Below are 26,912 nucleotides of genomic sequence, written 5' to 3'. Positions count from 1 at the left end.
CGCCGCCCCCTCCCGGGTACGCGCCCGTCCCCGCGCGCCCCTCAGCCCTGGGTGCCTTCCTCGGCCGGGCCTTCCGCGGTGACTGGGCCGGGTCCGCGCTGGCCGCGCTCTGGCCGGTCGGGCTGCTCCTCGCCTCCGCCATCGCCCTGGCCATCCCGTCCTACGGCCAGGACGACGAGGATCTCGTCGGTTTCGGCGACCGCATGGGCATCGCACTCGCCGCCCTCCTCCAGGGCCTCGGCGGCGGTTTCGAGGTCTCGGAGATCAGCCGCGGCTTCTCCGACGACTACGGAAGGGCCGAGGGCGCCTTCACGCTCTCCCTGGTCCCCCTCACGGTGACCGTCCTCTTCGTCGCGGCGCTCTTCCTCGGCGTACGACAACTGCGGACGCGCCTGGCGATCCGGGCCGCGTACGCGGGCCCCGGCGTCGGGGCCCCCGGAACCGGGTCGGGAGTCGGGGCACACGACGTCGGTCCCGGCGGAACGCCCATCGGCAGCGGAGGCGGCAGCCGTACCGCCGGCCTCGAAGCGGCCGTACGAGTCACCCTTCTCGTGACCCTCTCCGTACTGCTGCTCGGGCTGTTCGCGCAGCCCACGGTCGCGCTGGCCGAGGTCTCGACCTCCCCCTGGCTCTCGGCGCTGGGCGCGCTGGTACTCACGGCCGCCGTCTCGGGCGGCGTGCTGCAACGCGACGACCTGGCCGCCTGGTTGGCCGTGCGCCCCGGCCCGCAGGCCCTGCTCCGGGCGACCGGCACGGCCGTACGCGCCATGGCGATCGTCCTCGCCCTCTGCTCGTTCGTCGCCCTCGTCGTCCTGGCGGCGAACGACGCGTGGCGGGAGGACTGGGAGGAGGACCTCAACCCGTTCGTGGTCGCCCTGCTGCTCCTGCCGAACATCGCCGTCAACTTCCTCGGCTTCTCCTGGGGCGCGTCCTTCGAGGGCGAGGCGGGCCGCTCCCGCTACGGCGACGACACGTCGTACGGAACCGACTCCTACGGCGACTACGGCCTCGTCGAGTCCTCCCCGTACGGCGGCGGCTACGAGCGCGAGGCGTTCGGCCTCTCCGACCTGGGCGACGCCGTCAACTCCTGGGCGGTCGTGGGCGCGCTGGCACTCGGTCTGGTCTGCGCCCTGATCCTGGGCGTCCTGGCGGCCCGCCGCTCCAGGGGCCGGGGCGAGCAACTCCTCGCCGCGGGCGTCTTCTTCGGCCTCTTCCTTCTCCTCGCCGCCATCAGCGGCTTCCGCATGGAGATCACCGGCTCCGGCACGACCGGCTTCGGCAGCGAACTCTCCGCCGCCGGCCAGGTGGACGTGGGGCTCAACCTCGCCGAGGCCCTGCTCTTCGGCCTCATCTGGATCTTCGCGGCAACTTTCGTGTCCCCGTACCTGGTCCAGATGGTCGGCGCCCGAACAGGTGTGATCGCACCCCCGATCCCCGCGATGCCGAGCACCCCGGCGGGCTACGCCGTACCGCCACAGTCTCCGTCGACCCCGGCGACCCAGACCCCGGCGGCCCAGCCCTCGACCCCGGCGCCCACTCCGACGCCGTACGAATCACCACTCGTCGAACTCGGCCACCAGCTACCGCCCGCCGAGACCCCGAAGCCCCGCAGTCGAACGCTCGTATGGATCATCACGATCGCAGCGGCTTTCGTCATCGGAGGCGGGGGAGCGGCGGCGCTACTGCTCCTGCAGAAGTAGGCAGAGGGCACCTGACAGCTGTACGAGGCCACCCGCGCCCCGAAAGGGGCGCGGGGCTGCATATCCCTATGGGGGCTGCTTCCCTGTCGGGGCTGTATCCCTATCGAGGAGCCGCGAAATCCCTATCGAGGAGCCGCGAACGGATCGTCCGGCTCCATCAACTCCCTGCGCATCCCCGGCGGAGGCCCACCTCGGCGGGGCTCCCTCACACCCCCACCGTCGTCACCCATCTCGAACCACACGGTCACCACAGCACCCCGAGGCACCTCAACGCCCGGCGGCGGATACTGCCGTACGACGTAGTCCACAACGGCGAGCTCGAAGTCGGCCCGATCGCCGGAGGCGAGCCGCACCCCACTGGCCTCGGCCGTCTCACGCGCGTCCACGGCCATCAGACCGACGAACCGCGGCACACGCACTTCGAATGACTTGGGTGTCAAGCGCACAGACGTTCACCCCCAGCGGTACCGGCAGAGTAACCACCCATCGCACCGATTCGGAAGCGCTGAGTGGCGATCCGCGGCAAATCGCTACTCAGCGTTACGAATTGGGAGTGTGGGTGGTCGGCGCCGGTGGTTCAGCCGGTGCTGGGCCGGTGGTTCAGCCGTGCCGGGGCTAGAGCTTCAGCCGATAGCAGTGACCCAGCCGCTGCGAGAGGGGCGTCGTGTACGTCTCCGCCAGCTCCATCCCCAGCCGCCGTGTCACGGCGATGGACCGCTCGTTGCGGGCGTCGACCATGGCGACGACGTTGCCGATGCCGGCCGCCCGCACCCGCTCCAGGGTCATCAGCGCGGCGGCGGTCACATACCCCTTGCCCCAGTGCTCGCGGGCGAGCCGCCAGCCGATCTCGATCTCGCCGGTCGGGCCCCACTCCCGTGGCCACGGCTGGGCGCCGGTGAAGCCGATGGCCCGGCCCTCCTCGTCGAGCATGGTCCACAGACAGAACCCGTACTCGGCGTCGTGACGGCGCTGGCGCGCGGTGAGCTCCTCGTAGACGGACAGCTCGGCGGACCGGCCGCCGTGGAACTCCATGACGTCGGGATCGTCGAAGATCCGGTGCCACGCGAAGGCGTCCTCGTCGGTGGGGACGCGCAGCCGTACGTCGGGCAGAGCTCGGTTCACAGGGGCAGCCCTTCAGCCGGTGATCGGTATCGCTGAATAGACTGCCCATGTCCGACGCCTGTCGGCACATGTTTTCTGGTCTTCCAGCAACTGGTCTTCCAGCGATCCTCCTACTGCTCAGCGATCCTTCTACTACTTGGGGAGAACCCGTCGTGACCGAGCCCCAGCCCCTTACCGAACACACCGCCGATGTGATCGTCGTCGGGGCCGGGCCAGCCGGTTCCACCACCGCGTACTACCTGGCCAAGGCCGGTCTCGATGTACTGCTCCTGGAGAAGACCGGCTTCCCGAGGGAGAAGGTGTGCGGCGACGGCCTCACGCCCCGCGCCACCAAGCAGCTCGTGTCGATGGGTATCGACATCTCCGAGGAGGCCGGCTGGCTCCGCAACAAGGGGCTGCGGATCATCGGCGGCGGCGTCCGACTCCAGCTCGACTGGCCGGATCTCGCCTCGTACCCCGACTACGGACTCGTCCGCAAGCGCGACGACTTCGACGAGCAACTCGCCCGCCAGGCCCAGAAGGCGGGCGCCCGCCTCCACGAGAACTGCAACGTCAGCGGGCCCATCATCGACGACCGCACCGGCCGCATCATCGGCGTCAAGGCCAAGCTGACGGACGCCGACTCGGGCTCGGGGTCGGGATCCGGCTCGGGTTCGGGTTCGGGTTCGGGGGAGAAGCGCGAAGTCGCCTTCCACGCTCCGCTCGTGGTCGCCGCCGACGGCAACTCCACCCGCCTCTCCCTCGCGATGGGTCTGCACCGCCGCGAGGACCGCCCGATGGGCGTCGCCGTCCGTACGTACTTCACCTCCCCTCGCCACGGCGACGACTACCTGGAGTCCTGGCTGGAGCTCTGGGACAAGCGGGGTCCGGGCGAGGACCGCCTCCTCCCCGGCTACGGCTGGATCTTCGGCATGGGTGACGGCACCTCCAACGTCGGCCTCGGTGTCCTCAACACCTCCGACTCCTTCAAGGAACTGGACTGGCGCGAGGTCCTGAAGGCCTGGTGCGCCTCCATGCCGGAGGAGTGGGGCTACACCCCGGAGAACATGACCGGCCCCATCCGGGGAGCCGCCCTCCCCATGGCCTTCAACCGCCAGCCCCACTACACCAAGGGCCTCCTCCTCGTCGGCGACGCCGGCGGCCTGGTCAACCCGTTCAACGGCGAGGGCATCGCCTACGCCATGGAGTCCGGTCAGATCGCCGCCGACGTCATCGTCCAGGCCCACGCCCGCGCCACGCCCGGCCAGCGCGAACTCGCCCTCCAGCGCTACCCGCAGATCCTCAAGGACACCTACGGCGGCTACTACACGCTGGGCCGCGCCTTCGTGAAGCTCATCGGCAACCCCAAGGTCATGAAACTCGCCACCCAGCGCGGCCTCACCCACCCCCTGCTGATGAAGTTCACCCTGAAACTCCTGGCCAACCTCACCGACCCCACCGGCGGCGACGCCATGGACCGCATCATCAACGGCCTCTCCAAGGTCGCCCCGAAGGCGTGACCCTCCGGGGAACGCCGGTGTGCCTTCCCGTACGGGCGTTGTGAGGATGCTGTGCGTGAGCGGGTCGTGACCTACCGTCCCGCCACGCACCTCCTTACCCTCCCGTGCCCATGACAACAGACCACGTACCGGTCCTCGAACGGCCCGCGGAGCCCAACGGCGACGCGGACCAGAGCTCGGCCTCCGCCCAGCGGGGTGAGGCGGCGCACGGTGCCGACGACATCGGCGGCACGGGCGACACCGGCGGCACCGGCGGCATGCGCGGCATCGGCGGCACGGGCGGATCAGGTGGAGGCGGCCGGCCCGAATTCGCCGCCTCTCACACCGACCCCACCAGCCACGCCGCGCCCGCCAGCCACGCCGCGCCCGCCAGCCACGCCGCGCCCGCCAACCACTCCGCCCCCACCCGCCGCCGCTTCCTCGCGAACGCCGGGGCGACAGCCGCCGTCGCCGCCACGGCCGCCTCCACCGCCGGTGCCCTCGCCTTGGGCGCCTCCACCTCCGCCGCCGCGGTCCCCGCCGGAGGCAAACGCGTCGCCGTCCTCGGTGGTGGCGTCTCCGGGCTCAGCGCCGCCCATGAACTCGCCGAGCGCGGCTATGCCGTGACCGTGTACGAGTACTACGACGTCCTCGGCGGCAAGGCCCGCTCGATGGATGTCCCCGGCACAGGGCAGGGTGGCCGCAAGCCCCTCCCCGGTGAACACGGCTTCCGATTCTTCCCCGGCTTCTACCGGAACCTGCCGGACACGATGCGCCGCATCCCGTTCCCCGGGAACGCCGACGGCGTCCACGGCAACCTCCGCAGCGGCACCGAGGCCCTCTTCGCCCGCGCCGCTGGCCGCCCCGACCTGCATTTCCCGCTCCGTCGGGCCACCACCCCACCCGCCCCCGGCGACATCACGCCCTCCTGGATCCGCGACCAGATCCTCTCGGCCCTGGACCTCGGTACCCGCCTCCCCGCCCACGAGGCCGCCTACTTCGCGGGCCGCCTCCTCGTCCACCTCACCAGCTGCGACGCCCGCCGCGAGGACCAGTGGGAGAAGACCAGCTGGTGGGAGTTCATCCGCGCCGGCCAGATGAGCCAGGAGTACCGCACCGTCCTCGGCATCGGCCAGACCCGCAACCTCGTCGCCACCCGCGCGGAAGTCGCCTCCACCCGCACAGTCGGGCGCGTCATCATCGAGGCCCTCCTCCTGTGGGGACTGCTCGGCCGTGGCATGGACGGCCCCGACGCCGACATCGACCGCGTCCTCAACGCCCCCACCAGCGAGGCCTGGATCGACCCCTGGGTCACCCATCTCCGCTCCCTGGGCGTCGAGTTCGTGACCGGCACCCAGGTGCGCGAGGTCGTGTACGACTCCGGCCGCGTCACCGGCGTACGCGTCTGCGACCGGGACGGCGGAGCCGTGCGCACCGTCACCGCCGACCACTACGTCTCCGCCCTGCGCGCAGCCGATCCGCAGCTCGCCCGCTGCGACGCGCTGGAGACGGACTGGATGGTCGGCGTCATGTTCTACCTGCGCACCCCGACCCCCGTGGTGCACGGCCACATCAACTGCCTCGACTCGCCCTGGTCGGTGACCGCCATAGGCCAGGCCCAGTTCTGGGACGTACGGGACTTTCCGGCCGACTACGGCGACGGCCGCGCCCGCGACTGCCTCTCGGCGATCATCTCGGAGTGGGACAGACCGGGGATCCTCTACGGCAAGACGGCCCGGCAGTGCACGCGCGAGGAGGTCGTCGCCGAGTGCTGGGCCCAGCTCAAGGACGCGCTCAACGACTCCGGCAAGACCACCCTGACCGACGGCGACCGCCTCGGCTGGTTCATGGACCCGGCGGTGACCGGCCTCGGCGGCCCCGACCCGCAGAACCGCGAACAGCTCCTCATCCACCCCACGGGCACGCTCTACAACCGCCCCACGGCCCGCACCGCCGTCCCGAACTTCTTCCTCGCCGGCGACTACGTCCGCACCGACGTCGACCTCGCCACGATGGAGGGCGCCAACGTATCCGCGCGCCTCGCCGTCAACGCCCTGCTCGACGCGGACAATTCGGACGCCGAGCGCTGTGAGATCAAGGAGCTCTACCGGCCCCCGGAGCTGGAGCCCCTGAAGCGCGTCGACGAGACCCGCTACCGACTCGGCCTGCCGAACACCTTCGACTTGGGCTGAACGGCCCTCCTGCGGCCCCTGAGGCCCCGTACGGCGGCCTCCGCGCGGCGGTCCCCACACGAGGGCAGGCCGGAGGGCCGCCGCCCCATCGGGACAGCAACCCTCCACGAAACGCCTGCACGGCGACCGCGTGGATCAGAGCACGCGCACCGCGCCCGACGCCGGGTAGCCGGAGAGGTCCTGGATGACGACGCCCTTGGAGGGGTTGGCCGCGTCGAGGTACTGGCCGCCGCCGAGGTAGACACCCACGTGGTAGGCGGAGCCCTTCCCGCCCCAGTACAGGATGTCGCCGGGCTGGATCTGGGACAGCGGGATGTCGGTGCCCTGCATCGACTGGTCCTGCGAGACCCGGGGGAGGTCCACGCCGACCTGCTTGAACGCGGCCTGGACCAGCGAGGAGCAGTCCCAGGCGTTGGGGCCGGTGGCGCCCAGGACGTACGCGTCGCCGAGCTGAGCCTTGAGGAAGGCGATGACCGTCCCGACGCTGCCGCTCGCGGGCGGGGTCGTCGTCGAGGTGGAGTTCGTGCTGAGGGTGGACCGCTCACTGGTCCGGGAGGCGCGCTCGGCCTCGGCCTTGCGCTCGGCCTCCTCGGCGGCCTTCTTCCGGGCCTCTTCCTTCTTGGCCTTGGCGAGGTCCTTCTCGGCCTGCTTCGCCGCCTCCTCGGCGGCCGTTTCACGCTCGGCCTGCAGCTGGTAGTCGGCCGCCATCTGCTGCGTTGCGTCCGCGGACTGCGCCGCCTGCGTGGCCAGGTCGGCCGTGAGGGTGGGCAGTTCGAGCGTCTGGGTCGCGGGCTCCGCGGCGAAGGCCGACGTGGAGGCACCGGCCACTGCCACGGTGCTGAGAACGCCACCGGCGACACCGGCACGCATCGCGATCGACGACCCGTTGCGGCGCGGCTTCCGGTGGCTGCGTATGTGAGCGGTGTGGGACATGGGTACAAGCGGTACCAGGGGCTCCTCCATACCTTCAAGAAACGTGTGCTGCGCCACAATTGTTCAACGGACGCCTCAAATTCGTTCCGCGTCATTCTTTATTGACGCCGTAACGGGCATAGCGGACACGACCGATCAGGCCCGTGATCATGCACTTTCGTGATTACGTCCGAATTGCCCTGCGCTTACCACTGATTGCAACGCGTGGCCAAGCCCGGTTGATTTGATCTCGCTCCGATGTGGCGTAGGTCACGGGTTGATCACCGACCTGGCGGTGTCTCGCGTCTGATCGCGTCGCGCCGGAGCTCGTGAACGCGTGCACGCGTCCACATCGGCGCCACATCTCCCTCTGATGTGTGAATGCCGTCCTCTATCAAGAGGTCTGGTCCAGCACCAATTTGCATGCAGGGGAACTCTCTTGATATGGAGACGCCCTTCGTGACCAGCGGCGACGAGCGAAAATGTCACTTCTGGTGATCACTCTGGCGCTTCGTGTACGAAGATCGTCGCTCATCCGACTTCATGATCCTTCGTCAGGTGGTAGAGATCACAAACTCGGTGCCGTACCCCGTGTCGCAGATCACAGACCCTCAGGCATAAGATGCACGGCAGTTGGGCTTGTGACCTGCTTCACATGTTCGCGATCTTCGCCGGGGACGAGCGGGGCTCGTGGGACAGGTGGGGCGGGAGAGCCGGTCCACGCAATCCGCCAGCAGTCAGTGCCGACTGAGAGGAGCGAGGAGCGGTGAACGCGTATGCGCCCATCCTCGTACTGGGAGCCCTCGGGGCAGGCTTTGCGATCTTCTCCGTGATCATGGCCACGCTGATCGGCCCGAAGCGCTACAACCGGGCCAAGCTAGAGGCCTACGAGTGCGGAATCGAGCCCACCCCCACGCCGGCCGGCGGCGGGCGTTTCCCCATCAAGTACTACCTGACGGCGATGCTCTTCATCGTCTTCGACATCGAGATCGTCTTCCTCTACCCCTGGGCCGTCACCTTCGACGCCCTGGGTGTTTTCGGGCTCGTGGAGATGCTGCTCTTCGTGCTCACCGTCTTCGTCGCCTACGCGTACGTGTGGCGGCGCGGCGGCCTGGAATGGGACTGAGGGGCCTTAAGAGCATGGGACTCGAAGAAAAACTGCCGAGCGGTTTCCTGCTGACCACCGTCGAGCAGGCCGCGGGCTGGGTACGCAAGGCGTCCGTCTTCCCCGCCACCTTCGGCCTCGCCTGCTGCGCCATCGAGATGATGACCACCGGCGCGGGCCGCTACGACCTGGCGCGCTTCGGCATGGAGGTGTTCCGCGGCTCGCCGCGCCAGGCGGACCTGATGATCGTGGCCGGCCGCGTCAGCCAGAAGATGGCGCCGGTGCTGCGGCAGGTCTACGACCAGATGCCGAACCCCAAGTGGGTGATCTCCATGGGGGTCTGCGCGTCGTCCGGCGGCATGTTCAACAACTACGCGATCGTCCAGGGCGTCGACCACATCGTCCCCGTCGACATCTATCTCCCCGGCTGCCCGCCACGGCCCGAGATGCTGATGGACGCGATCCTCAAGCTCCACCAGAAGATCCAGAACTCCAAGCTCGGCGTGAACGCCGAGGAAGCGGCCCGCGAGGCCGAGGAAGCCGCGCTCAAGGCACTCCCCACCATCGAGATGAAGGGGCTGCTGCGATGAGCGACGCGAACGGCACCAACGGACCCAACCCCGAGAAGGATCTCTCCGCCTCCAACCTCCCCGGTCAGCGCGGCCAGGGCGGCGAGGAGATCCGCGTCCAGCGCGGCATGTTCGGCGCCAACAACGGCGGCGACACCTCCGGCTACGGCGGCCTGGTCCGCTCCGTCCGGCTCCCCGGCCCCGCCACCCGCCCCTACGGCGGCTGGTTCGACGAGGTCGCCGACGAACTGGAGGGCGCCCTGGAGGAACAGGGACTCGTCCCCGGGAACGTCATCGACAGGACGGTCGTCGACCGCGGCGAGCTCACCTTCCACATCGAGCGCGAGTACCTGCTGCCCGTCGCCCAGACCCTCCGCGACGACCCGGCCCTCCGTTTCGAACTGTGCACCGGCGTCTCCGGCGTCCACTACCCCGGTGACAAGGGCCGTGAGCTGCACGCCGTCTACCACCTGCGCTCGATCACCCACAACCGGCTGATCCGCCTGGAGGTCTCCGCCCCCGACGCCGACCCGCACATCCCGTCGCTCGTCTCCGTCTACCCGACCAACGACTGGCACGAGCGCGAGACGTACGACTTCTTCGGCATCGTCTTCGACGGCCACCCCGCGCTGACACGGATCATGATGCCGGACGACTGGCAGGGCTTCCCGCAGCGCAAGGACTACCCCCTCGGCGGCATCCCCGTCGAGTACAAGGGCGCCCAGATCCCGGCTCCGGACCAGCGGAGGTCGTACTCATGAGCACGCAGCACGCAACTCCGCGCGAGACCACCGAGGGCACCGTCTACACGGTCACCGGCGGCGACTGGGACGAGGTCGTCGAGTCCGCCGCCAAGGCCGACGACGAGCGCCTGATCGTCAACATGGGCCCCCAGCACCCGTCCACCCACGGCGTGCTCCGGCTCATCCTGGAGATCGAGGGCGAGACCGTCACCGAGGCCCGCTGCGGCATCGGCTACCTCCACACCGGCATCGAGAAGAACCTCGAATTCCGCACGTGGACCCAGGGCACCACATTCGTGACGCGCATGGACTACCTCACGCCGTTCTTCAACGAGACGGCGTACTGCCTCGCCGTGGAGAAGCTCCTCGGCATCGAGGACCAGATCCCCGACCGCGCCTCGATCATCCGCGTGCTCCTGATGGAGCTGAACCGGCTCTCCTCCCACCTGGTGTGCATCGCCACCGGCGGCATGGAGCTCGGCGCCACCACGATCATGATCTACGGCTTCCGTGATCGTGAACTCATTCTCGACATCTACGAGCTGATCACCGGCCTGCGCATGAACCACGCGTACATCAGGCCCGGCGGACTCGCCCAGGACCTGCCGCCCGGCGCGGTGGACCAGATCCGCGAGTTCGTGAAGAAGATGAAGAAGAACCTTCCCGAGTACGACAAGCTCGCCACCGGGAACCCCATCTTCAAGGCCCGTATGCAGGACGTCGGCTATCTCGACCTGTCCGGCTGCATGGCCCTCGGCGCCACCGGCCCGATCCTCCGCTCCGCCGGCCTGCCGCACGACCTGCGCAAGGCACAGCCGTACTGCGGCTACGAGACATACGACTTCGACATCCCGACCGCCGACACCTGCGACTCCTACGGCCGCTTCCTGATCCGCCTCGAAGAGATGCGCCAGTCCCTCAGGATCGTCGAGCAGTGTCTGGACCGGCTGCAGCCCGGCCCGGTCATGGTCGCCGACAAGAAGATCGCCTGGCCCGCCCAGCTCGCCCTGGGACCGGACGGCCTCGGTAACTCCCTGGACCACATCAAGAAGATCATGGGTACCTCCATGGAGGCCCTGATCCACCACTTCAAGCTGGTGACCGAGGGCTTCCGCGTCCCGCCGGGACAGGCGTACGCGGCGGTCGAGTCACCCAAGGGCGAACTCGGGGTGCACGTCGTGTCCGACGGAGGCACCCGCCCCTTCCGGGTCCACTTCCGCGACCCGTCCTTCACCAATCTGCAGACCATGGCGGCGATGTGCGAGGGCGGCCAGGTCGCCGACGTCATCGTCGCCGTCGCGTCCATCGACCCCGTGATGGGAGGCGTCGACCGGTGACCACCACCCCCGAGGGCGTCAGCCTGGGCATGCCCCAGCTGCCCGCGCCCGCCTACCCGGACGACGTTCGAGCCCGGCTGGAACGGGACGCGGCCGACGTCATCGCCCGCTACCCGGACTCCCGGTCCGCCCTCCTGCCGTTGCTGCATCTGGTGCAGTCGGAGGAGGGCCATGTCACCCGCACCGGCATGCAGTTCTGCGCCGATGTGCTGGGCCTGACCACGGCCGAGGTCACCGCGGTGGCCACCTTCTACACCATGTACCGGCGCAAGCCCTCCGGTGACTACCAGGTGGGCGTCTGCACCAACACCCTGTGCGCGGTGATGGGCGGCGACGCGATCTTCGAGGCGCTGCAGGACCACCTGGGCGTCGGCAACGGCGAGACCACCGACGACGGCAAGGTCACCCTGGAGCACATCGAGTGCAACGCGGCCTGCGACTTCGCCCCGGTCGTGATGGTCAACTGGGAGTTCTTCGACAACCAGACCGTGGAGAGCGCCAAGCAGCTCGTCGACGACCTGCGCGCGGGCGTGCAGGCCGAGCCCACGCGCGGGGCGCCGCTGTGCACCTTCAAGGAGACCGCGCGGATTCTCGCCGGCTTCCCCGACGAGCGGCCAGGGGCCGTCGAGGCAAGCGGCGGTGCGGGACCCGCGTCACTGGTCGGCCTCCGCCTGGCAAGGGGAGAGACCGCATCCGCGCGCGTGGTCCATCCACGGGACGGCGGCCCGCACGACGAGCTGCGGGACAAGGTGCACGAGCCGTCGCCCGCCGAGCACTTGAGTTCGCACGACGCGCCTCAGGACACGTCGGCCTCGGACCCAGCCCACCCGTCGCCCACCACCACACGTGATGGAGGGGCTTCGCCCCGCGGCCTGGATGCGGCAGGGCCTACCGCCGAGGAGGGGGAGTGATGACGTTGGCACCCGAGATCAAGGGCACCAGCCCCGAGAAGCTGCTCGCACCCGTGCTGTCGGCCTTCTGGGACGAGGACAGGTCGTGGACGCTGGACGTCTACCGAAGGCACGAGGGATACGAGGGACTTCGCAAGGCGCTCGCCATGACGCCGGACGACCTCATCGCGTACGTCAAGGACTCCGGGTTGCGCGGCCGTGGTGGCGCAGGCTTCCCCACCGGAATGAAATGGCAGTTCATTCCCCAGGGTGATGGAAAACCGCACTATCTAGTTGTCAACGCCGACGAATCGGAGCCCGGAACCTGCAAGGACATCCCGCTCCTCTTCGCGAACCCGCATAGCCTCATCGAGGGCATTGTCATCGCGTGTTACGCCATCAGGTCTTCGCATGCCTTCATCTATCTGCGTGGTGAAGTCGTCCCCGTATTGCGGCGGTTGCACGAGGCCGTACGTGAGGCCTACGAGGCGGGCTACCTCGGCAAGAACATCCAGGGCAGCGGACTCGACCTCGAACTCACCGTGCACGCCGGCGCGGGCGCGTACATCTGCGGTGAGGAGACCGCACTGCTCGACTCGCTCGAAGGCCGCCGTGGTCAACCGCGGCTCCGTCCCCCCTTCCCTGCCGTGGAAGGCCTCTACGCCTGTCCGACTGTGGTGAATAACGTCGAGTCGATCGCGTCGGTTCCCGCGATTCTGAAAAACGGCAAGGAATGGTTCAGGTCGATGGGCAGCGAGAAGTCTCCCGGCTTCACGCTCTACTCGCTCAGCGGCCATGTCGCCAGCCCCGGCCAGTACGAGGCGCCGCTCGGCATCACGCTCCGCCAGCTGCTGGAGATGAGCGGCGGGATGCGCCCCGGGCATCGCCTCAAGTTCTGGACGCCGGGCGGCTCCTCGACCCCGATGTTCACCGACGAGCATCTCGACGTCCCTCTCGACTACGAAGGAGTGGGCGCCGCGGGTTCCATGCTCGGCACGAAAGCACTCCAGTGCTTCGACGAGACGACCTGCGTGGTCCGCGCCGTCACCCGCTGGACCGAGTTCTACGCCCACGAGTCCTGCGGCAAGTGCACACCCTGCCGTGAAGGGACGTACTGGCTGGTGCAGTTGCTGCGCGACATCGAGGCCGGCAAGGGCGTCATGAGCGACCTCGACAAGCTGAACGACATCGCCGACAACATCAACGGCAAGTCCTTCTGCGCCCTCGGCGACGGCGCCGCCTCGCCGATCTTCTCCTCCCTCAAGTACTTCCGCGAGGAGTACGAGGACCACATCACGGGCCGGGGCTGCCCCTTCGACCCCGCCAAGTCGACGGCCTGGGCCGACAAGGACAAGCACGCGGAGGTGAACGCATGACGGTGACCACAAGCGCTCCCTCCGGCGGGGGAGAGGCGGCGGTCCCGCCGGAGGATCTCGTCTCGCTGACGATCGACGGCGCCGAGATCAGCGTGCCCAAGGGCACCCTCGTGATCCGGGCCGCCGAACAGCTCGGCATCGAGATCCCCCGCTTCTGCGACCACCCCCTGCTCGACCCGGCCGGCGCCTGCCGCCAGTGCATCGTCGAGGTCGAGGGCCAGCGCAAGCCCATGGCGTCCTGCACGATCACCTGCACGGACGGGATGGTCGTCAAGACTCACCTCACCTCCCCGGTCGCGGAGAAGGCCCAGAAGGGTGTGATGGAGCTTCTGCTCATCAACCACCCGCTGGACTGCCCCGTCTGCGACAAGGGCGGCGAGTGCCCGCTGCAGAACCAGGCCATGTCGCACGGCAACGCCGAGTCCCGCTTCGAGGGCAAGAAGCGCACCTACGAGAAGCCGGTCCCGATCTCCACGCAGGTGCTGCTCGACCGCGAGCGGTGCGTGCTGTGCGCCCGCTGCACCCGGTTCTCCAACCAGGTCGCGGGCGACCCCATGATCGAACTGGTCGAGCGGGGCGCGCTCCAGCAGGTCGGCACCGGCGAGGGCGACCCCTTCGAGTCGTACTTCTCCGGGAACACGATCCAGATCTGCCCCGTAGGAGCGCTCACTTCGGCGGCGTACCGATTCCGCTCCCGCCCCTTCGACCTCATCTCGTCGCCGTCCGTGTGCGAGCACTGCGCCGGCGGCTGCGCGACGCGCACCGATCACCGGCGCGGCAAGGTCATGCGGCGGCTCGCGGCCAATGACCCCCAGGTCAACGAGGAATGGATCTGCGACAAGGGGCGGTTCGCGTTCCGGTACGCGCAGCGGCCCGACCGGCTGACCACCCCGCTCGTGCGCAACGACGAGGGCGTCCTGGAGCCCACTTCCTGGCCGGAGGCCCTGGAGGCCGCCGCGAAGGGGCTGTCGGCCGCGCGTGGCCGGGCCGGTGTCCTGACCGGTGGCCGGCTCACCGTCGAGGACGCCTACGCGTACAGCAAGTTCGCGCGCGTGGCGCTCGACACGAACGACATCGACTTCCGCGCGCGCGTGCACAGCGGTGAGGAAGCCAACTTCCTGGCCGCCCGGGTCGCCGGGCGCGGACACGACCTCGACGGTACGGGCGTCACCTATGCCTCCCTGGAGAAGGCGCCCGCGGTGCTGCTGGTCGGGTTCGAGGCCGAGGAGGAGGCGCCCGGCGTCTTCCTCCGGCTGCGCAAGGCCTGGCGCAAGCACAAGCAGCAGGTGTTCTCGCTGGCCACCCATGCCACCCGGGGCCTGGAGAAGGCCGGCGGCACGCTGCTGCCCGCCGCGCCGGGCACCGAGACCGAGTGGCTGGACGCCCTGGCGAGCGGCTTCGGCCTGGAGGAGGACGGCACCAGGGCCGCCGAGGCGCTGCGCACCGAAGGCGCGGTGATCGTCGTCGGGGAGCGGTTCGCGGCCGTGGCGGGCGGGTTCACCGCAGCCGCACGGGCCGCCGCCGTCACCGGTGCCGGACTGGTGTGGATCCCGCGCCGGGCCGGGGAGCGCGGCGCCATCGAGGCCGGCGCGCTGCCGTCGGTGCTGCCCGGCGGGCGTCCCGCCACCGATCCACGCGCGCGTGAGGAGGTCGCCGCCGCCTGGGGCGTCGCCGAACTCCCGACGCGGTACGGCCGGGACACCGGACAGATCGTCGAGGCCGCCGCCACCGGAGAGCTCGGGGCCCTGGTGGTGGCCGGTGTGGAGGTCGCCGACCTGCCCGATCCGGCACGCGCGCGTGAGGCGCTGTCCGCGGTGGGCTTCCTGGTGTCGCTGGAGCTGCGGCCCAGCGAGGTCACGGAGCACGCCGACGTCGTCCTCCCGGTCGCGGCCGTCGCCGAGAAGGCGGGCACCTTCGTGAACTGGGAAGGCCGGGTACGGCTGTTCGAGGCCGCGCTGAAGCCCGACCAGATGACCCGCCGCCTGGCACCCACCGACGGGCGTGTCCTGCAGATGCTGGCCGACGCCATGGACGTCCACCTCGGGCTGCCCGATCTGCGCACGACGCGCGCGGAGCTGGACCGGCTCGGCGCGTGGGACGGGTCGCGGGCCTCCGATCCCGTGGAGATCGCGGCCAACCTGCCGCGACCCGCCGCCGGAGAGGCCGTACTGGCCGGGCATCGGCTGCTGCTCGACCAGGGGCGGCTCCAGGACGGCGACGAGGCGCTCGCGGGCACACGGCATGCCGCACGCGCGCGTGTGTCCGCCGCCACGGCCGCCGAGGCGGGCGTCAAGAACGGTGACGCCCTGGCCGTCAGCGGCCCCTCGGGGGTCGTCGAACTCCCGCTGCAGATCACCGAGATGCCCGACCGCGTGGTCTGGCTCCCGATGAACTCCACGGGTTCGGGCGTCACCTCCGACATCGGGGCGCTGCCCGGCGCACTCGTCCGCATCGGCCCCGCGACGCTCGCCGCCGAGGCCCCGAAGGAGGTGGAGGCATGAGCCCGTACCTCGCCGCTGAAGACCTCTCGATGTTCGGCCGCGACCCCTGGTGGCTGGTCGTCATCAAGGCGGTGTTCTGCTTCGCCTTCCTGATGTTGACCGTGCTGTTCTCCATCGTCTGGGAGCGCAAGGTCGTCGCCTGGATGCAGCTGCGCATCGGCCCCAACCGGCACGGCCCCTGGGGCATGCTCCAGTCGCTCGCCGACGGCATCAAACTGATGCTCAAGGAAGACGTCATCGTCAAACGCGCGGACAAGGTGGTCTACGTCCTCGCGCCGATCGTCGCGGCCATCCCGGCCTTCATGGCGATCGCGGTGATCCCCTTCGGCCCGGCCGGCAACGAGATCTCGATCTTCGGTCAGCGCACCACGATGCAGCTCACCGACCTGCCGATCGCGATGCTCTACATCCTGGCGGTCGCCTCGGTGGGCATCTACGGGATCGTCCTCGCGGGGTGGAGTTCCGGATCCACCTACCCGCTGCTGGGCGGTCTCCGTTCCTGCGCGCAGATGATCTCCTACGAGATCGCCATGGGCGCCGCCTTCGCCTCGGTCTTCCTCTACTCCGGGTCGATGTCGACCTCGGCGATCGTCGAGGCCCAGCAGGACCGCTGGTACATCGTGCTGCTGCCGGTGTCGTTCGTGATCTACATCGTGACCATGGTCGGTGAGACCAACCGCGCCCCGTTCGACATGCCGGAGTCCGAGGGCGACCTGGTCGGCGGCTTCAACACCGAGTACTCGTCCATCAAGTTCGCGATGTTCATGCTCGCCGAGTACGTGAACATGGTGACGGTCTCGGCCGTGTCGGTGACCCTGTTCCTCGGCGGCTGGCGGGCCCCCTGGCCGATCAGCACCTTCTGGGAGGGCGCCAACCACGGCTGGTGGCCGATGCTCTGGTTCGTGGTGAAGGTGCAGCTGCTGCTGTTCTTCTTCATCTGGCTGCGCGGCACACTCCCGCGTGTCCGCTACGACCAGCTGATGAAGCTCGGCTGGAAGGTCCTCATCCCGGTCTCCGTGGTCTGGCTGATGCTCGTCGCGACCGTGCGGACCCTCAGGAACGAGAACTACGACTTCGCCGAGATCGCGCTGTACGTCGCCGGTGCCGTCCTCGTGCTGTTCCTGCTCTCGGTCGTCGCGGACATGATGCGCGACCGGCGTGAGGCCCAGGAGAAGCCCGCCGAACCGGCCGCCTTCGACCCGATGGCCGGCGGATTCCCCGTACCGCCCCTGCCCGGACAGAGCCTCCCACCGGTGCCGCGCAGGCGTCCGCGCCGCGAGCGGGAGCTGATTGTCAGTGGTGGGTCCGATACTGACAGTGACGGATCTTCGAATGGGAGGGAGGCGTCCGATGGCTGATGAGCCGAAGGAGACCAAGCCGGGTTTCCAGAACCCCGTCGCCGGCTTCGGCGTGACCTTCAAGGCCATGTTCAAGAAGCGGCTGACCGAGCAGTATCCGGAGCAGCAGAAGACCACCGCCCCGCGGTTCCACGGCCGGCACCAGCTCAACCGCCATCCGGACGGCCTGGAGAAGTGCGTCGGCTGCGAGCTGTGCGCCTGGGCCTGCCCCGCCGACGCCATCTATGTGGAAGGCGCGGACAACACGGACGAGGAGCGCTACTCGCCGGGCGAGCGGTACGGCCGCGTCTACCAGATCAACTACGCCCGCTGCATCCTGTGCGGCCTGTGCATCGAGGCGTGCCCCACGCGCGCGTTGACGATGACCAACGAGTTCGAGCTGGCCGACTCCAGCCGCGCCAACCTCATCTACACCAAGGAACAGCTGCTCGCCGGGCTGGAAGAGGGCATGGTCGACACGCCCCACGCCATCTACCCCGGCACGGACGAGCAGGACTACTACCGGGGGCTGGTCACGGAGGCCGCGCCCGGTACTGAGCGCCAAGTCGCCTTCTCCAAGGGTGAGGTGCCCCAGGAGGCCGCCTCCACCTTCGGTGAGGACGAGCCGGCGTCGGAGAAGGTGATCCGACGATGACGCAGCAACTCGCCGCCTACACGACCTCCACCGGTGAGGCCTTCCAGTTCTGGGTGCTCGGCACCATCGCCGTGATCGGCGCCCTGTGCACCGTCTTCATGAAGAAGGCCGTGCACAGCGCACTCTGCCTCGCCGGCACCATGATCGTCCTGGCGGTGTTCTACCTCGCCAACGGCGCCTACTTCCTGGGCATCGTGCAGATCGTCGTCTACACCGGCGCGATCATGATGCTGTTCCTGTTCGTGGTGATGCTCGTCGGCGTCACCGCGGCGGACTCCCTGAAGGAGACCATCAAGGGCCAGCGCTGGCTGGCCCTGCTCTGTGGCCTCGGCTTCGGCATCCTGCTGATCGCGGGCATCGGCAACGCCGTGCTCACGGAGTTCAACGGCCTCGGCCAGGCCAACTCCGGCGGCAACGTGGAGGGCCTCGCGGCCCTGATCTTCACCGACTACGTGTTCGCCTTCGAGCTCACCGGCGCCCTGCTGATCACGGCCGCCGTCGGCGCCATGGTCCTCACCCACCGCGAGCGCACCGAGCGCGCCAAGACCCAGCGCGAGCTGGCCGAGCAGCGCGTACGCGAGGGCAAGCACCTCCCGCCGCTGCCCGCCCCCGGCGTCTACGCCCGGCACAACGCGGTGGACATCGCGGGCCTGCTGCCCGACGGCACCCCGTCCGAGCTGACCGTCAACAAGACGCTGCGGGAACGCGGCCAGATCCGCGATGTGTCGGCCCAGGCGCTGAACGACCTCAAGGCCCTGGAGCAGCGCGCCGAGGACCGCCTGGAGCGCACGAACAGCGGAAAGAGCGGGGAGGCATCGAAGTGAATCCCGTCAACTACCTGTACCTCGCCGCCCTGCTGTTCACGATCGGCGCCACCGGTGTACTGATCCGGCGGAACGCGATCGTGGTGTTCATGTGCGTCGAGCTGATGCTCAACGCCTGCAACCTCGCCCTCGTCGCCTTCTCCCGGATGCACGGCAATCTCGACGGCCAGATCATCGCCTTCTTCACGATGGTCGTCGCCGCCGCGGAGGTCGTGGTCGGACTCGCGATCATCGTGTCGCTGTTCCGTTCCCGCCACTCGGCCTCGGTCGACGACGCCAGCCTGATGAAGCTGTAAGGGGTCGGAAAAATCGTGGAGAACCTGATTGCGCTGCTGGTCGCGGCGCCCCTGCTCGGAGCGGCCGTCCTGCTGTGCGGCGGCCGGCGCCTGGACGCCGTCGGCCATCTGATCGGCACGGTCCTCGCCGCCGCCTCGTTCGTCATCGGCGTCGTCCTCTTCGCCGACATGCTCGGCAAGGACGCCGAACACCGCGAGATCGGCCAGCACCTGTTCAGCTGGATCCCCGTCGAGGGCTTCCAGGCGGACGTCGCCTTCCAGCTCGACCAGCTGTCGATGACGTTCGTCCTGCTGATCACCGGAGTCGGCTCGCTCATCCACGTGTACTCGATCGGGTACATGGAGCACGACGAGCGCCGACGCCGCTTCTTCGGCTATCTCAACCTGTTCCTCGCGGCGATGCTGCTGCTCGTCCTCGCCGACAACTACCTGCTGCTGTACGTCGGCTGGGAGGGCGTCGGCCTCGCCTCGTACCTGCTGATCGGCTTCTGGCAGCACAAGCCCAGCGCCGCCACCGCCGCGAAGAAGGCCTTCCTGGTCAACCGCGTCGGCGACATGGGGCTGTCCATCGCCATCATGCTGATGTTCACCACCTTCGGGACCTTCGCCTTCGGGCCGGTCCTGGAGTCCACCGGTGAGACGGGCGAGGGCAAGCTCACCGCCATCGCGCTGATGCTGCTGCTGGCCGCCTGCGGCAAGTCCGCCCAGGTGCCGCTGCAGTCCTGGCTCGGGGACGCGATGGAGGGCCCGACCCCGGTCTCGGCCCTCATCCACGCCGCGACCATGGTGACCGCCGGCGTCTACCTGATCGTCCGCTCCGGGGAGATCTTCAACGCGGCGCCCGACGCGCAGCTCGTCACCACCGTGGTCGGCGCGGTCACGCTCCTCTTCGGTGCGATCGTCGGTTGCGCGAAGGACGACATCAAGAAGGCCCTCGCCGGATCGACCATGTCGCAGATCGGCTACATGGTGCTCGCCGCGGGCCTCGGCCCCATCGGCTACGTCTTCGCGATCATGCACCTGGTGACGCACGGCTTCTTCAAGGCCGGGCTGTTCCTCGGCGCCGGCTCGGTCATGCACGGCATGAACGACGAGGTCGACATGCGCAAGTACGGCGGCCTGCGCAAGTACATGCCGGTCACCTTCGTCACATTCGGCCTCGGCTACCTCGCCATCATCGGCTTCCCCGGTCTGTCCGGCTTCTTCTCCAAGGACAAGATCATCGAGGCGGCCTTCGCCAAGGGCGGCACCGAGGGCTGGATCCTCGGCGGCGTCGCCCTCCTGGGCGCGGCCATCACCGCGTACTACATGACGCGCGTGATGCTGATGACGTTCTTCGGAGAAGAACGCTGGCGCCATGCCCCGACCCCGTCTCCGGACGAGCCCGGCGTGGAGCCCGCCGCCGAGCACCGCGGCGAGCACGCGGAGCCGCACCCGCACGAGTCGCCCAAGGTCATGACGATCCCCATGATCGTGCTGGCCGTCGGATCGGTCTTCGGCGGCGCGTACTTCAGCATCGGCGACCGGTTCATCCACTGGCTGGAGCCCGTCACCGAGCACGCGCACGGACACCCGCCGATCAGCGCGCTGACGGTCACCATCTCCACGGTCGCCGTGATGGTCATCGGCGTCGGCCTCGCCTGGCTCCAATACGGGCGCCGTCCCGTCCCTGTCGTCGCCCCGCGCGGGTCGCTGCTCACCCGGGCCGCCCGCCGCGACCTCCTCCAGGACGACTTCAACCACGTCGTCCTCGTACGCGGCGGAGAGCACCTCACACGCTCCCTGGTGTACGTCGACCACACCCTGGTCGACGGCGTCGTCAACGGCACGGCGGCCACCATGGGCGGCCTCTCCGGGCGGCTGCGCCGCATCCAGAACGGCTATGCCCGCTCGTACGCGGTCTCGATGTTCGGCGGCGCTGCGATCCTCATCGCCGCGACCCTGCTGATGAGGGCGGTCTGATACCGATGTCCTTTCCTCTGCTGACAGCGACGGCGGCGCTACCGGCCCTCGGGGCGATCGCCACGGCCGCCGTACCGGCCGCCCAGCGCACCGCCGCCAAATGGCTGGCACTGATCGTCTCGCTGGGCACCCTCGTGCTCGCCGGAACCGTCCTGGTCCGCTTCGACCCGGACGGCGACCGCTACCAGCTCACCGAATCGCACGCCTGGATCAAGGACTTCGGGGTGCGCTACGAGCTGGGCGTGGACGGCATCGCGGTGGCGCTGATCGCGCTCACCGCCCTGCTGATCCCGTTCATCATCCTCGCGGGCTGGCACGACGCCGACCCGCTGGAGACCGGCAGCAAGCGGTGGCGGCCCACCCAGGGCTTCTTCGCCCTGATCCTGGCCGTCGAAGCGATGGTGATCATCTCCTTCGAGGCCACCGACGTCTTCCTCTTCTACATCTTCTTCGAAGCCATGCTCATCCCGATGTACTTCCTCATCGGCGGCTTCGGAGACCGTGCCCACGAGCACGGCGAGGAGACGGCGTCCACCCAACGGTCGTACGCCGCCGTGAAGTTCCTCCTCTACAACCTGGTCGGCGGTCTGATCATGCTGGCCGCGGTCATCGGCCTCTATGTGGTCGCCGGGAACTTCAGCCTCCAGGAGATCGCTGAAGCCCGCGCCAACGGCTCGCTGGACATGGCCACCAACACCGAACGCTGGCTGTTCCTCGGCTTCTTCTTCGCCTTCGCGGTGAAGGCCCCCCTGTGGCCGCTGCACACCTGGCTGCCCAACGCCATGCAGGAGTCCACCGCCCCGGTCGCCGTCCTCATCACGGCGGTCGTCGACAAGGTCGGCACCTTCGCGATGCTCCGCTTCTGCCTCCAGCTGTTCCCGGAGGCCAGCAAGTGGGCGACGCCCGCCATCCTCGTCCTCGCCCTCATCAGCATCATCTACGGGGCGCTGCTCGCGGTCGGCCAGCGGGACATCAAGCGGCTGGTGGCGTACGCGTCGATCTCGCACTTCGGGTTCATCATCCTGGGCATCTTCGCGATGACCAGCCAGGGCCAGTCGGGCGCCACGCTCTACATGGTCAACCACGGCATCTCGACGGCCGCGCTGATGCTGGTCGCCGGCTTCCTGATCTCGCGGCGCGGCTCGCGGCTCATCGCCGACTACGGCGGGGTGCAGAAGGTCGCCCCGGTGCTCGCCGGCACCTTCCTGATCGGCGGCCTCGCGACCCTGTCGCTGCCCGGGCTGGCCCCGTTCGTCAGTGAGTTCCTGGTCCTGGTCGGCACGTTCGCGCGCTATCCGGTGATCGGGATCATCGCCACCGTCGGCATCGTCCTCGCCGCGCTCTACACCCTCGTCCTCTACCAGCGGACGATGACGGGCCCGGTGAAGGCCGAGGTCGAGGGCATGCCCGATCTGAGGGTGCGGGAACTCGTGGTGGTCGCTCCGCTGGTCGTCCTGCTGATCTTCCTGGGCGTCTACCCGAAGCCGGTCACCGACATCGTCAACCCGGCGGTCAAGCAGACCTTGTCCGACGTAGAGAAGAAGGACCCCCAGCCCGAGGTGGAGGCGGCCAAGTGAGCGCATCAGCCGTCCACAGCCTGTGGACAACGGCGGCCGATCCGATCGACAAGATCGGCGCGCCGGACATCGAATACGGGCAATTGTCGCCCACCTTGATCGTCATCGGGGCGGCGATCATCGGGATCCTGATCGAGGCCTTCGTGCCGCGCAAGACCCGCTACTACGCCCAGGTGTTCGTCTCCGTCGTCGCGCTCGCCGCCGCCTTCGCCGCGGTCGTCGCGCTCGCGGCGGGTGGATACGGCACCACGAAGGCCGGCATCGCGGCGATGGGCGCGATCGCCGTCGATGGACCCGCCCTGTTCCTGCAGGGCACGATCCTGCTGGCCGGCATCGTCGGCGTCTTCACCTTCGCCGAGCGCCGCCTCGACCCGGCCGCGCACGGCAACAGGGTCGACTCCTTCGCCGCGCAGGCAGCGTCCGTGCCCGGCAGCGACAGCGAGAAGGCCGCGGTCAAGGCCGGGTTCGCCACCACCGAGGTGTTCCCGCTGCTGCTCTTCGCGATCGGCGGCATGCTGATCTTCCCGGCGGCCAACGACCTGCTGACCCTGTTCATCGCCCTGGAAGTCCTCTCTCTCCCGCTGTACCTGCTGTGCGCCGTGGCCCGCCGCAAGCGGCTCATGTCGCAGGAGGCCGCGGTCAAGTACTTCCTCCTCGGCGCCTTCGCCTCCGCTTTCACCCTCTTCGGCATCGCACTGCTGTACGGCTACGCGGGCTCGGTGAAGTACGCCACCATCGCGCAGGTCGTCGACGGCACCATCGGCGAGATCAACCCCGCCCTCGCCGACACCATGGGCAACGACGCGCTGCTGCTCGTCGGCGCCGCGATGGTCGTCATGGGTCTGCTGTTCAAGGTGGGCGCGGTGCCGTTCCACATGTGGACACCGGACGTGTACCAGGGCGCGCCCACGCCGGTCACCGGGTTCATGGCGGCGGGGACGAAGGTGGCCGCGTTCGGCGCGCTGCTCAGGCTCCTGTACGTCGTCCTGCCGGGTCTGCGCTGGGACTGGCGGCCGGTCATGTGGGCCGTCGCCATCGTCACCATGCTGGGAGGCGCGATCGTCGCCATCACCCAGACCGACATCAAGCGACTGCTGGCGTACTCGTCGATCGCGCACGCGGGCTTCATCCTCGCCGGTGTCATCGCGACCTCGCCCGACGGCGTCTCGTCCGTGCTGTTCTACCTGGGCGCGTACTCGTTCGTGACGATCGGCGCGTTCGCGGTGGTGACCCTGGTGCGGGACGCGGGCGGCGAGGCGACCCATCTGTCCAAGTGGGCCGGGCTCGGACGTCGGTCGCCTCTGGTGGCGGCCGTGTTCGCGGTGTTCCTGCTGGCCTTCGCCGGCATTCCGCTCACCTCCGGGTTCGCCGGGAAGTTCGCCGTGTTCAAGGCGGCGGCGGAGGGTGGCGCGGGTGCGATCGTCGTGGTCGGTGTGATCTCGTCGGCGATCGCCGCGTTCTTCTACATCCGCGTCATCGTGCTCATGTTCTTCAGCGAGCCGCGTCCCGAGGGGCCGACCGTCGCCGTGCCGTCACCGCTGACCATGACCGCGATCGGGGTCGGGGTGGCGGTCACACTGGTGCTCGGTGTGGCGCCGCAGTACTTCCTGGATCTGGCGGGGCAGGCGGGGGTGTTCGTTCGCTGACGCTCCGCTCGCTCGCGGCGACGCCCCGTGTGGGCGTGTGAATGTGGCGGGACCCGGCCTCTTGAAGGGGCCGGGTCCCGTCGTGTGTGCCGGTATCGGTACCGGTGTTGTGGCCGGGGGCTCCTTGCGGAAGGGGCACCGCGTGCGGGGCGCCCGAGGCTTGGGTGGGGGTGCCCGGCGGACGGGGCCGGGCCACATGTGTGTGGACGCGGGCCACTCGTGTGAGTGAAGGCCGACGGACCCCTGATGGGTGGAGCCTGTGGATAACTCTGAGGCTGTCGGTGCGGACGCCTATCGTGGCAAGGGCTGGAGGAAGCACGGGCGGCGCAGGACGTACGACACGGGGGCGGGCGATGATCGGGACGGGCGGGACGGGTGTGATGACGGACGAGAGCGGGACGGACCTGAGGACCGGCGGAGCCGTGGGGGTGGGGCGCTCGGCGGAGAGCGAGGCTCTGGCCGTGCTTCACCGGGTCTTCGGGTACGACGCCTTCCGGGGCGAGCAGGAAGTGATCGTCGAGCATGTGATCGCGGGCGGTGACGCCGTCGTGCTGATGCCGACGGGCGGCGGCAAGTCGCTCTGCTATCAGATTCCGGCCCTGGTCAGACCTGGTACGGGCATCGTGGTCTCCCCGCTGATCGCGCTGATGCAGGACCAGGTGGACGCGCTGCGGGCGCTGGGCGTGCGCGCCGGGTTCATGAACTCCACGCAGGACTTCGACGAGCGGCGTGTGGTCGAGGCGGAGTTCCTCGCGGGCGAGCTGGACCTTCTCTACCTCGCGCCGGAGCGGCTGCGGCTCGACGCCACGCTGGATCTCCTGGCGCGCGGCAAGATCTCGGTGTTCGCGATCGACGAGGCGCACTGTGTGTCCCAGTGGGGCCATGACTTCCGGCCCGACTATCTGACCCTGTCGCTGCTGGGTGAGCGCTGGCCGGACGTGCCGCGCATCGCACTCACGGCCACCGCCACGCGTACCACGCACCGGGAGATCACCGAGCGGCTCGCCATGCCGCGGGCCCGGCACTTCGAGGCCAGCTTCGACCGGCCCAACATCCAGTACCGGATCGTGCCCAAGGCCGACCCCAAGAAGCAGCTGCTGTCCTTCCTGCGGCAGGAGCACGCCGGTGACGCGGGCATCGTCTACTGCCTGTCCCGCAACTCCGTCGAGCGGACGGCGGAGTTCCTGAGCAACAACGGCATCGAGGCGGTGCCGTACCACGCGGGTCTCGACGCGGGCACCCGCGCGGCGCACCAGGCGCGGTTCCTGCGGGAGGAAGGGCTCGTGGTGGTCGCCACGATCGCCTTCGGGATGGGCATCGACAAACCCGATGTACGGTTCGTCGCCCACCTCGACCTGCCCAAGTCGGTGGAGGGCTACTACCAGGAGACCGGCCGCGCCGGCCGCGACGGGCTGCCCTCCACGGCATGGATGGCGTACGGGCTGAACGACGTCATACAACAGCGGAAGCTCATCCAGGGCGGAGAGGGCGACGAGGCGTTCCGCCGCCGGGCCGCCGCGCACCTGGACGCCATGCTGGCCCTCTGTGAGACGGTCCAGTGTCGACGGGGGCAGCTGCTCCGGTACTTCGGCCAGGAGCCCGAGCCCGGCGGCTGTGGCAACTGCGACACATGCCTCACCCCGCCGGAGACGTGGGACGGCACGGTCGCGGCACAGAAGGTGCTGTCCACGGTGGTGCGGCTGCAGCGGGAGCGGGGGCAGAAGTTCGGGGCCGTCCAGATCGTCGACATCCTGCTGGGGCGGCGCACCGCCAAGGTCATCCAGTTCGACCACGACCAGCTGTCCGTCTTCGGCATCGGAGAGGAGCTGAGCGAGGGCGAATGGCGGGGCGTCGTACGGCAGTTGCTCGCCCAGGGGCTTCTCGCGGTCGAGGGCGAGTACGGCACGCTGGTGCTCACCGAGGCGAGCGGGGCGGTGCTGCGGCGGGAACGGGAGGTGCCGCTGCGCAAGGAGCCGAAGAAGCCGGTGACCTCGCGGTCGGTACCGGCCGGCGCGGGTTCGCCGGGCTCCGGCCGGGGCGAACGCAAGACCAAGGCCGCCGCGGCCGAACTGCCCGCCGAGCTGCTCCCCGTCTTCGAGGCCCTGCGCGCCTGGCGCGCCGAACAGGCCCGCGAACAGGGCGTCCCGGCCTACGTCATCTTCCACGACGCCACACTCCGAGAGATCGCGACCATCAGCCCCACGACGGTCGCCGAACTCGGCGGCATCAGCGGCATCGGCGAGAAGAAGCTGGCCACGTACGGGGAGGGCGTGCTGGAGGTACTCGCCTCACTGGGCGGAGCTCCGGCCGGAACCCTGCCCTCCGCTTCCGAGGGGGCGGCCGGCCCGGCACGCGAGGCGGGCACCATAAACGTGGACGACGCCTTCGACTGGCCGGACAACGAGCCGGAACCCGAGCCGGACGACTGGGCGTAGGAGACTCCCGATGCACCAGCACCACGGGCCGGGCCGCACCGGGAAGGCCCCCGGCACAGGTGCCGGCCAGCCGTGGGCTGCGCAACTCGGCGCCACGAGGTGCCGCCGCGCCCACCCTCCCCCACTCTCGGCTTCGCTCGAGCGGGAGGTACCCCCATCGCCCCAGCGGCACGATTGCCCGCAGCTGAGTGGGGACGGCGGGTCAGTCGCGTGACGGCGGAAGGGGCCGTGCCGGTGTGTCAAGCCCGTCGCGTA

21 protein-coding genes are annotated in these 26,912 nt (G+C 69.3%); 18 read left to right on the top strand and 3 right to left on the bottom strand.

Annotation, left to right across the window (positions count from 1 at the left end):
• Positions 1 to 1,700 (top strand): hypothetical protein (locus tag STRIP9103_RS14345; RefSeq protein ID WP_009310339.1); only part of this gene is annotated, 1,700 nt, incomplete at its 5' end.
• Between the two features lie 122 nt (positions 1,701 to 1,822).
• Here the strand turns inward: STRIP9103_RS14345 and STRIP9103_RS14340 are convergent.
• Positions 1,823 to 2,146, bottom strand: a complete 324-nt coding sequence (locus STRIP9103_RS14340; RefSeq protein ID WP_009310324.1) for a PASTA domain-containing protein — start codon at positions 2,144 to 2,146, stop codon at positions 1,823 to 1,825.
• A 169-nt stretch (positions 2,147 to 2,315) separates the two neighbouring features.
• On the bottom strand, positions 2,316 to 2,822 hold the full coding sequence (locus tag STRIP9103_RS14335; RefSeq protein WP_009310319.1) for a GNAT family N-acetyltransferase: 507 nt from the start codon (positions 2,820 to 2,822) through the stop codon (positions 2,316 to 2,318).
• A gap of 152 nt (positions 2,823 to 2,974) precedes the next feature.
• Between STRIP9103_RS14335 and STRIP9103_RS14330 the strand changes: the two genes are divergently transcribed.
• Positions 2,975 to 4,321 carry a geranylgeranyl reductase family protein gene (locus STRIP9103_RS14330; protein WP_009310343.1) on the top strand — a complete coding sequence of 449 codons (1,347 nt, stop codon included), beginning with the start codon at positions 2,975 to 2,977 and terminating at the stop codon, positions 4,319 to 4,321.
• Positions 4,322 to 4,431: 110 nt separating this feature from the next.
• Positions 4,432 to 6,492: a hydroxysqualene dehydroxylase gene (locus STRIP9103_RS14325; RefSeq protein WP_234022206.1), complete on the top strand. Its 2,061-nt coding sequence runs from the start codon at positions 4,432 to 4,434 to the stop codon at positions 6,490 to 6,492.
• A 135-nt stretch (positions 6,493 to 6,627) separates the two neighbouring features.
• On the opposite strand, the gene STRIP9103_RS14320 is transcribed toward STRIP9103_RS14325, so the two are convergent.
• Positions 6,628 to 7,455, bottom strand: a complete 828-nt coding sequence (locus STRIP9103_RS14320; protein ID WP_009310349.1) for a C40 family peptidase — start codon at positions 7,453 to 7,455, stop codon at positions 6,628 to 6,630.
• A gap of 715 nt (positions 7,456 to 8,170) precedes the next feature.
• Here STRIP9103_RS14320 and STRIP9103_RS14315 point away from each other — a divergent pair.
• The 15 genes from STRIP9103_RS14315 (at position 8,171) to recQ (ending at position 26,657) form a co-directional block, all read left to right on the top strand.
• Positions 8,171 to 8,530, top strand: coding sequence for an NADH-quinone oxidoreductase subunit A (locus STRIP9103_RS14315; protein WP_009310323.1), 360 nt, complete (start codon positions 8,171 to 8,173; stop codon positions 8,528 to 8,530).
• A gap of 14 nt (positions 8,531 to 8,544) precedes the next feature.
• The gene (locus STRIP9103_RS14310; protein ID WP_009310345.1) at positions 8,545 to 9,099 is read left to right on the top strand and encodes a NuoB/complex I 20 kDa subunit family protein; all 555 of its coding nucleotides are present in this window, start codon (positions 8,545 to 8,547) and stop codon (positions 9,097 to 9,099) included.
• The gene (locus STRIP9103_RS14305; RefSeq protein WP_009310318.1) at positions 9,096 to 9,839 is read left to right on the top strand and encodes an NADH-quinone oxidoreductase subunit C; all 744 of its coding nucleotides are present in this window, start codon (positions 9,096 to 9,098) and stop codon (positions 9,837 to 9,839) included. The genes STRIP9103_RS14310 and STRIP9103_RS14305 overlap by 4 nt, the downstream gene beginning before the upstream one ends.
• On the top strand, positions 9,836 to 11,158 hold the full coding sequence (locus STRIP9103_RS14300) for an NADH-quinone oxidoreductase subunit D (protein ID WP_009310320.1): 1,323 nt from the start codon (positions 9,836 to 9,838) through the stop codon (positions 11,156 to 11,158). The genes STRIP9103_RS14305 and STRIP9103_RS14300 overlap by 4 nt, the downstream gene beginning before the upstream one ends.
• Positions 11,159 to 11,187: 29 nt before the next feature.
• Positions 11,188 to 12,069 carry an NADH-quinone oxidoreductase subunit NuoE gene (nuoE, locus tag STRIP9103_RS14295; RefSeq protein WP_048820275.1) on the top strand — a complete coding sequence of 294 codons (882 nt, stop codon included), beginning with the start codon at positions 11,188 to 11,190 and terminating at the stop codon, positions 12,067 to 12,069.
• On the top strand, positions 12,069 to 13,424 hold the full coding sequence (nuoF, locus tag STRIP9103_RS14290; RefSeq protein WP_048820273.1) for an NADH-quinone oxidoreductase subunit NuoF: 1,356 nt from the start codon (positions 12,069 to 12,071) through the stop codon (positions 13,422 to 13,424). The genes nuoE and nuoF overlap by 1 nt, the downstream gene beginning before the upstream one ends.
• Complete coding sequence (locus STRIP9103_RS14285) at positions 13,421 to 15,925, top strand: NADH-quinone oxidoreductase subunit G (protein WP_009310325.1); 2,505 nt, start codon at positions 13,421 to 13,423, stop codon at positions 15,923 to 15,925. Before nuoF ends, STRIP9103_RS14285 begins: the two co-directional genes overlap by 4 nt.
• Entirely contained in the window at positions 15,922 to 17,283 is a 1,362-nt protein-coding gene (gene nuoH, locus STRIP9103_RS14280) for an NADH-quinone oxidoreductase subunit NuoH (RefSeq protein WP_009310342.1), read from the top strand. The genes STRIP9103_RS14285 and nuoH overlap by 4 nt, the downstream gene beginning before the upstream one ends.
• Complete coding sequence (nuoI, locus tag STRIP9103_RS14275; protein WP_009310322.1) at positions 17,276 to 17,917, top strand: NADH-quinone oxidoreductase subunit NuoI; 642 nt, start codon at positions 17,276 to 17,278, stop codon at positions 17,915 to 17,917. The genes nuoH and nuoI overlap by 8 nt, the downstream gene beginning before the upstream one ends.
• Positions 17,914 to 18,741: an NADH-quinone oxidoreductase subunit J gene (locus tag STRIP9103_RS14270; RefSeq protein WP_009310341.1), complete on the top strand. Its 828-nt coding sequence runs from the start codon at positions 17,914 to 17,916 to the stop codon at positions 18,739 to 18,741. Before nuoI ends, STRIP9103_RS14270 begins: the two co-directional genes overlap by 4 nt.
• A complete protein-coding gene (nuoK, locus tag STRIP9103_RS14265; protein ID WP_009310327.1) occupies positions 18,738 to 19,037 on the top strand; it encodes an NADH-quinone oxidoreductase subunit NuoK in 300 nt (99 codons plus the stop codon). The genes STRIP9103_RS14270 and nuoK overlap by 4 nt, the downstream gene beginning before the upstream one ends.
• Positions 19,038 to 19,052: 15 nt before the next feature.
• Positions 19,053 to 20,999 carry an NADH-quinone oxidoreductase subunit L gene (gene nuoL / locus STRIP9103_RS14260; RefSeq protein ID WP_009310334.1) on the top strand — a complete coding sequence of 649 codons (1,947 nt, stop codon included), beginning with the start codon at positions 19,053 to 19,055 and terminating at the stop codon, positions 20,997 to 20,999.
• Between the two features lie 5 nt (positions 21,000 to 21,004).
• Positions 21,005 to 22,576 (top strand): NADH-quinone oxidoreductase subunit M, encoded by a 1,572-nt coding sequence (locus tag STRIP9103_RS14255; RefSeq protein WP_009310338.1) that lies wholly within the window; start codon positions 21,005 to 21,007, stop codon positions 22,574 to 22,576.
• A complete protein-coding gene (gene nuoN, locus STRIP9103_RS14250; RefSeq protein ID WP_009310328.1) occupies positions 22,573 to 24,222 on the top strand; it encodes an NADH-quinone oxidoreductase subunit NuoN in 1,650 nt (549 codons plus the stop codon). Before STRIP9103_RS14255 ends, nuoN begins: the two co-directional genes overlap by 4 nt.
• A gap of 380 nt (positions 24,223 to 24,602) precedes the next feature.
• Positions 24,603 to 26,657 carry a DNA helicase RecQ gene (gene recQ / locus STRIP9103_RS14245; protein ID WP_086019264.1) on the top strand — a complete coding sequence of 685 codons (2,055 nt, stop codon included), beginning with the start codon at positions 24,603 to 24,605 and terminating at the stop codon, positions 26,655 to 26,657.
• Positions 26,658 to 26,912: the final 255 nt, after the last annotated feature.

This window comes from Streptomyces ipomoeae 91-03 (genome assembly GCF_000317595.1).
Lineage (GTDB): Bacteria > Actinomycetota > Actinomycetes > Streptomycetales > Streptomycetaceae > Streptomyces > Streptomyces ipomoeae.
Note: the sequence above shows the minus strand (reverse complement) of the source record. Positions and strands in the feature narration are given on the sequence as shown.

Coding starts and splice junctions, on each gene's coding strand:
- STRIP9103_RS14325 (WP_234022206.1), top strand. CDS start 4,432: ATGACAACAGACCACGTACCGGTCCTCGAACGGCCCGCGGAGCCCAAC.
- STRIP9103_RS14320 (WP_009310349.1), bottom strand. CDS start 7,455: ATGGAGGAGCCCCTGGTACCGCTTGTACCCATGTCCCACACCGCTCAC.
- STRIP9103_RS14310 (WP_009310345.1), top strand. CDS start 8,545: ATGGGACTCGAAGAAAAACTGCCGAGCGGTTTCCTGCTGACCACCGTC.
- STRIP9103_RS14305 (WP_009310318.1), top strand. CDS start 9,096: ATGAGCGACGCGAACGGCACCAACGGACCCAACCCCGAGAAGGATCTC.
- STRIP9103_RS14300 (WP_009310320.1), top strand. CDS start 9,836: ATGAGCACGCAGCACGCAACTCCGCGCGAGACCACCGAGGGCACCGTC.
- nuoE (WP_048820275.1), top strand. CDS start 11,188: ATGCCCCAGCTGCCCGCGCCCGCCTACCCGGACGACGTTCGAGCCCGG.
- nuoF (WP_048820273.1), top strand. CDS start 12,069: ATGACGTTGGCACCCGAGATCAAGGGCACCAGCCCCGAGAAGCTGCTC.
- STRIP9103_RS14285 (WP_009310325.1), top strand. CDS start 13,421: ATGACGGTGACCACAAGCGCTCCCTCCGGCGGGGGAGAGGCGGCGGTC.
- nuoH (WP_009310342.1), top strand. CDS start 15,922: ATGAGCCCGTACCTCGCCGCTGAAGACCTCTCGATGTTCGGCCGCGAC.
- nuoI (WP_009310322.1), top strand. CDS start 17,276: ATGGCTGATGAGCCGAAGGAGACCAAGCCGGGTTTCCAGAACCCCGTC.
- STRIP9103_RS14270 (WP_009310341.1), top strand. CDS start 17,914: ATGACGCAGCAACTCGCCGCCTACACGACCTCCACCGGTGAGGCCTTC.
- STRIP9103_RS14255 (WP_009310338.1), top strand. CDS start 21,005: ATGTCCTTTCCTCTGCTGACAGCGACGGCGGCGCTACCGGCCCTCGGG.
- recQ (WP_086019264.1), top strand. CDS start 24,603: ATGACGGACGAGAGCGGGACGGACCTGAGGACCGGCGGAGCCGTGGGG.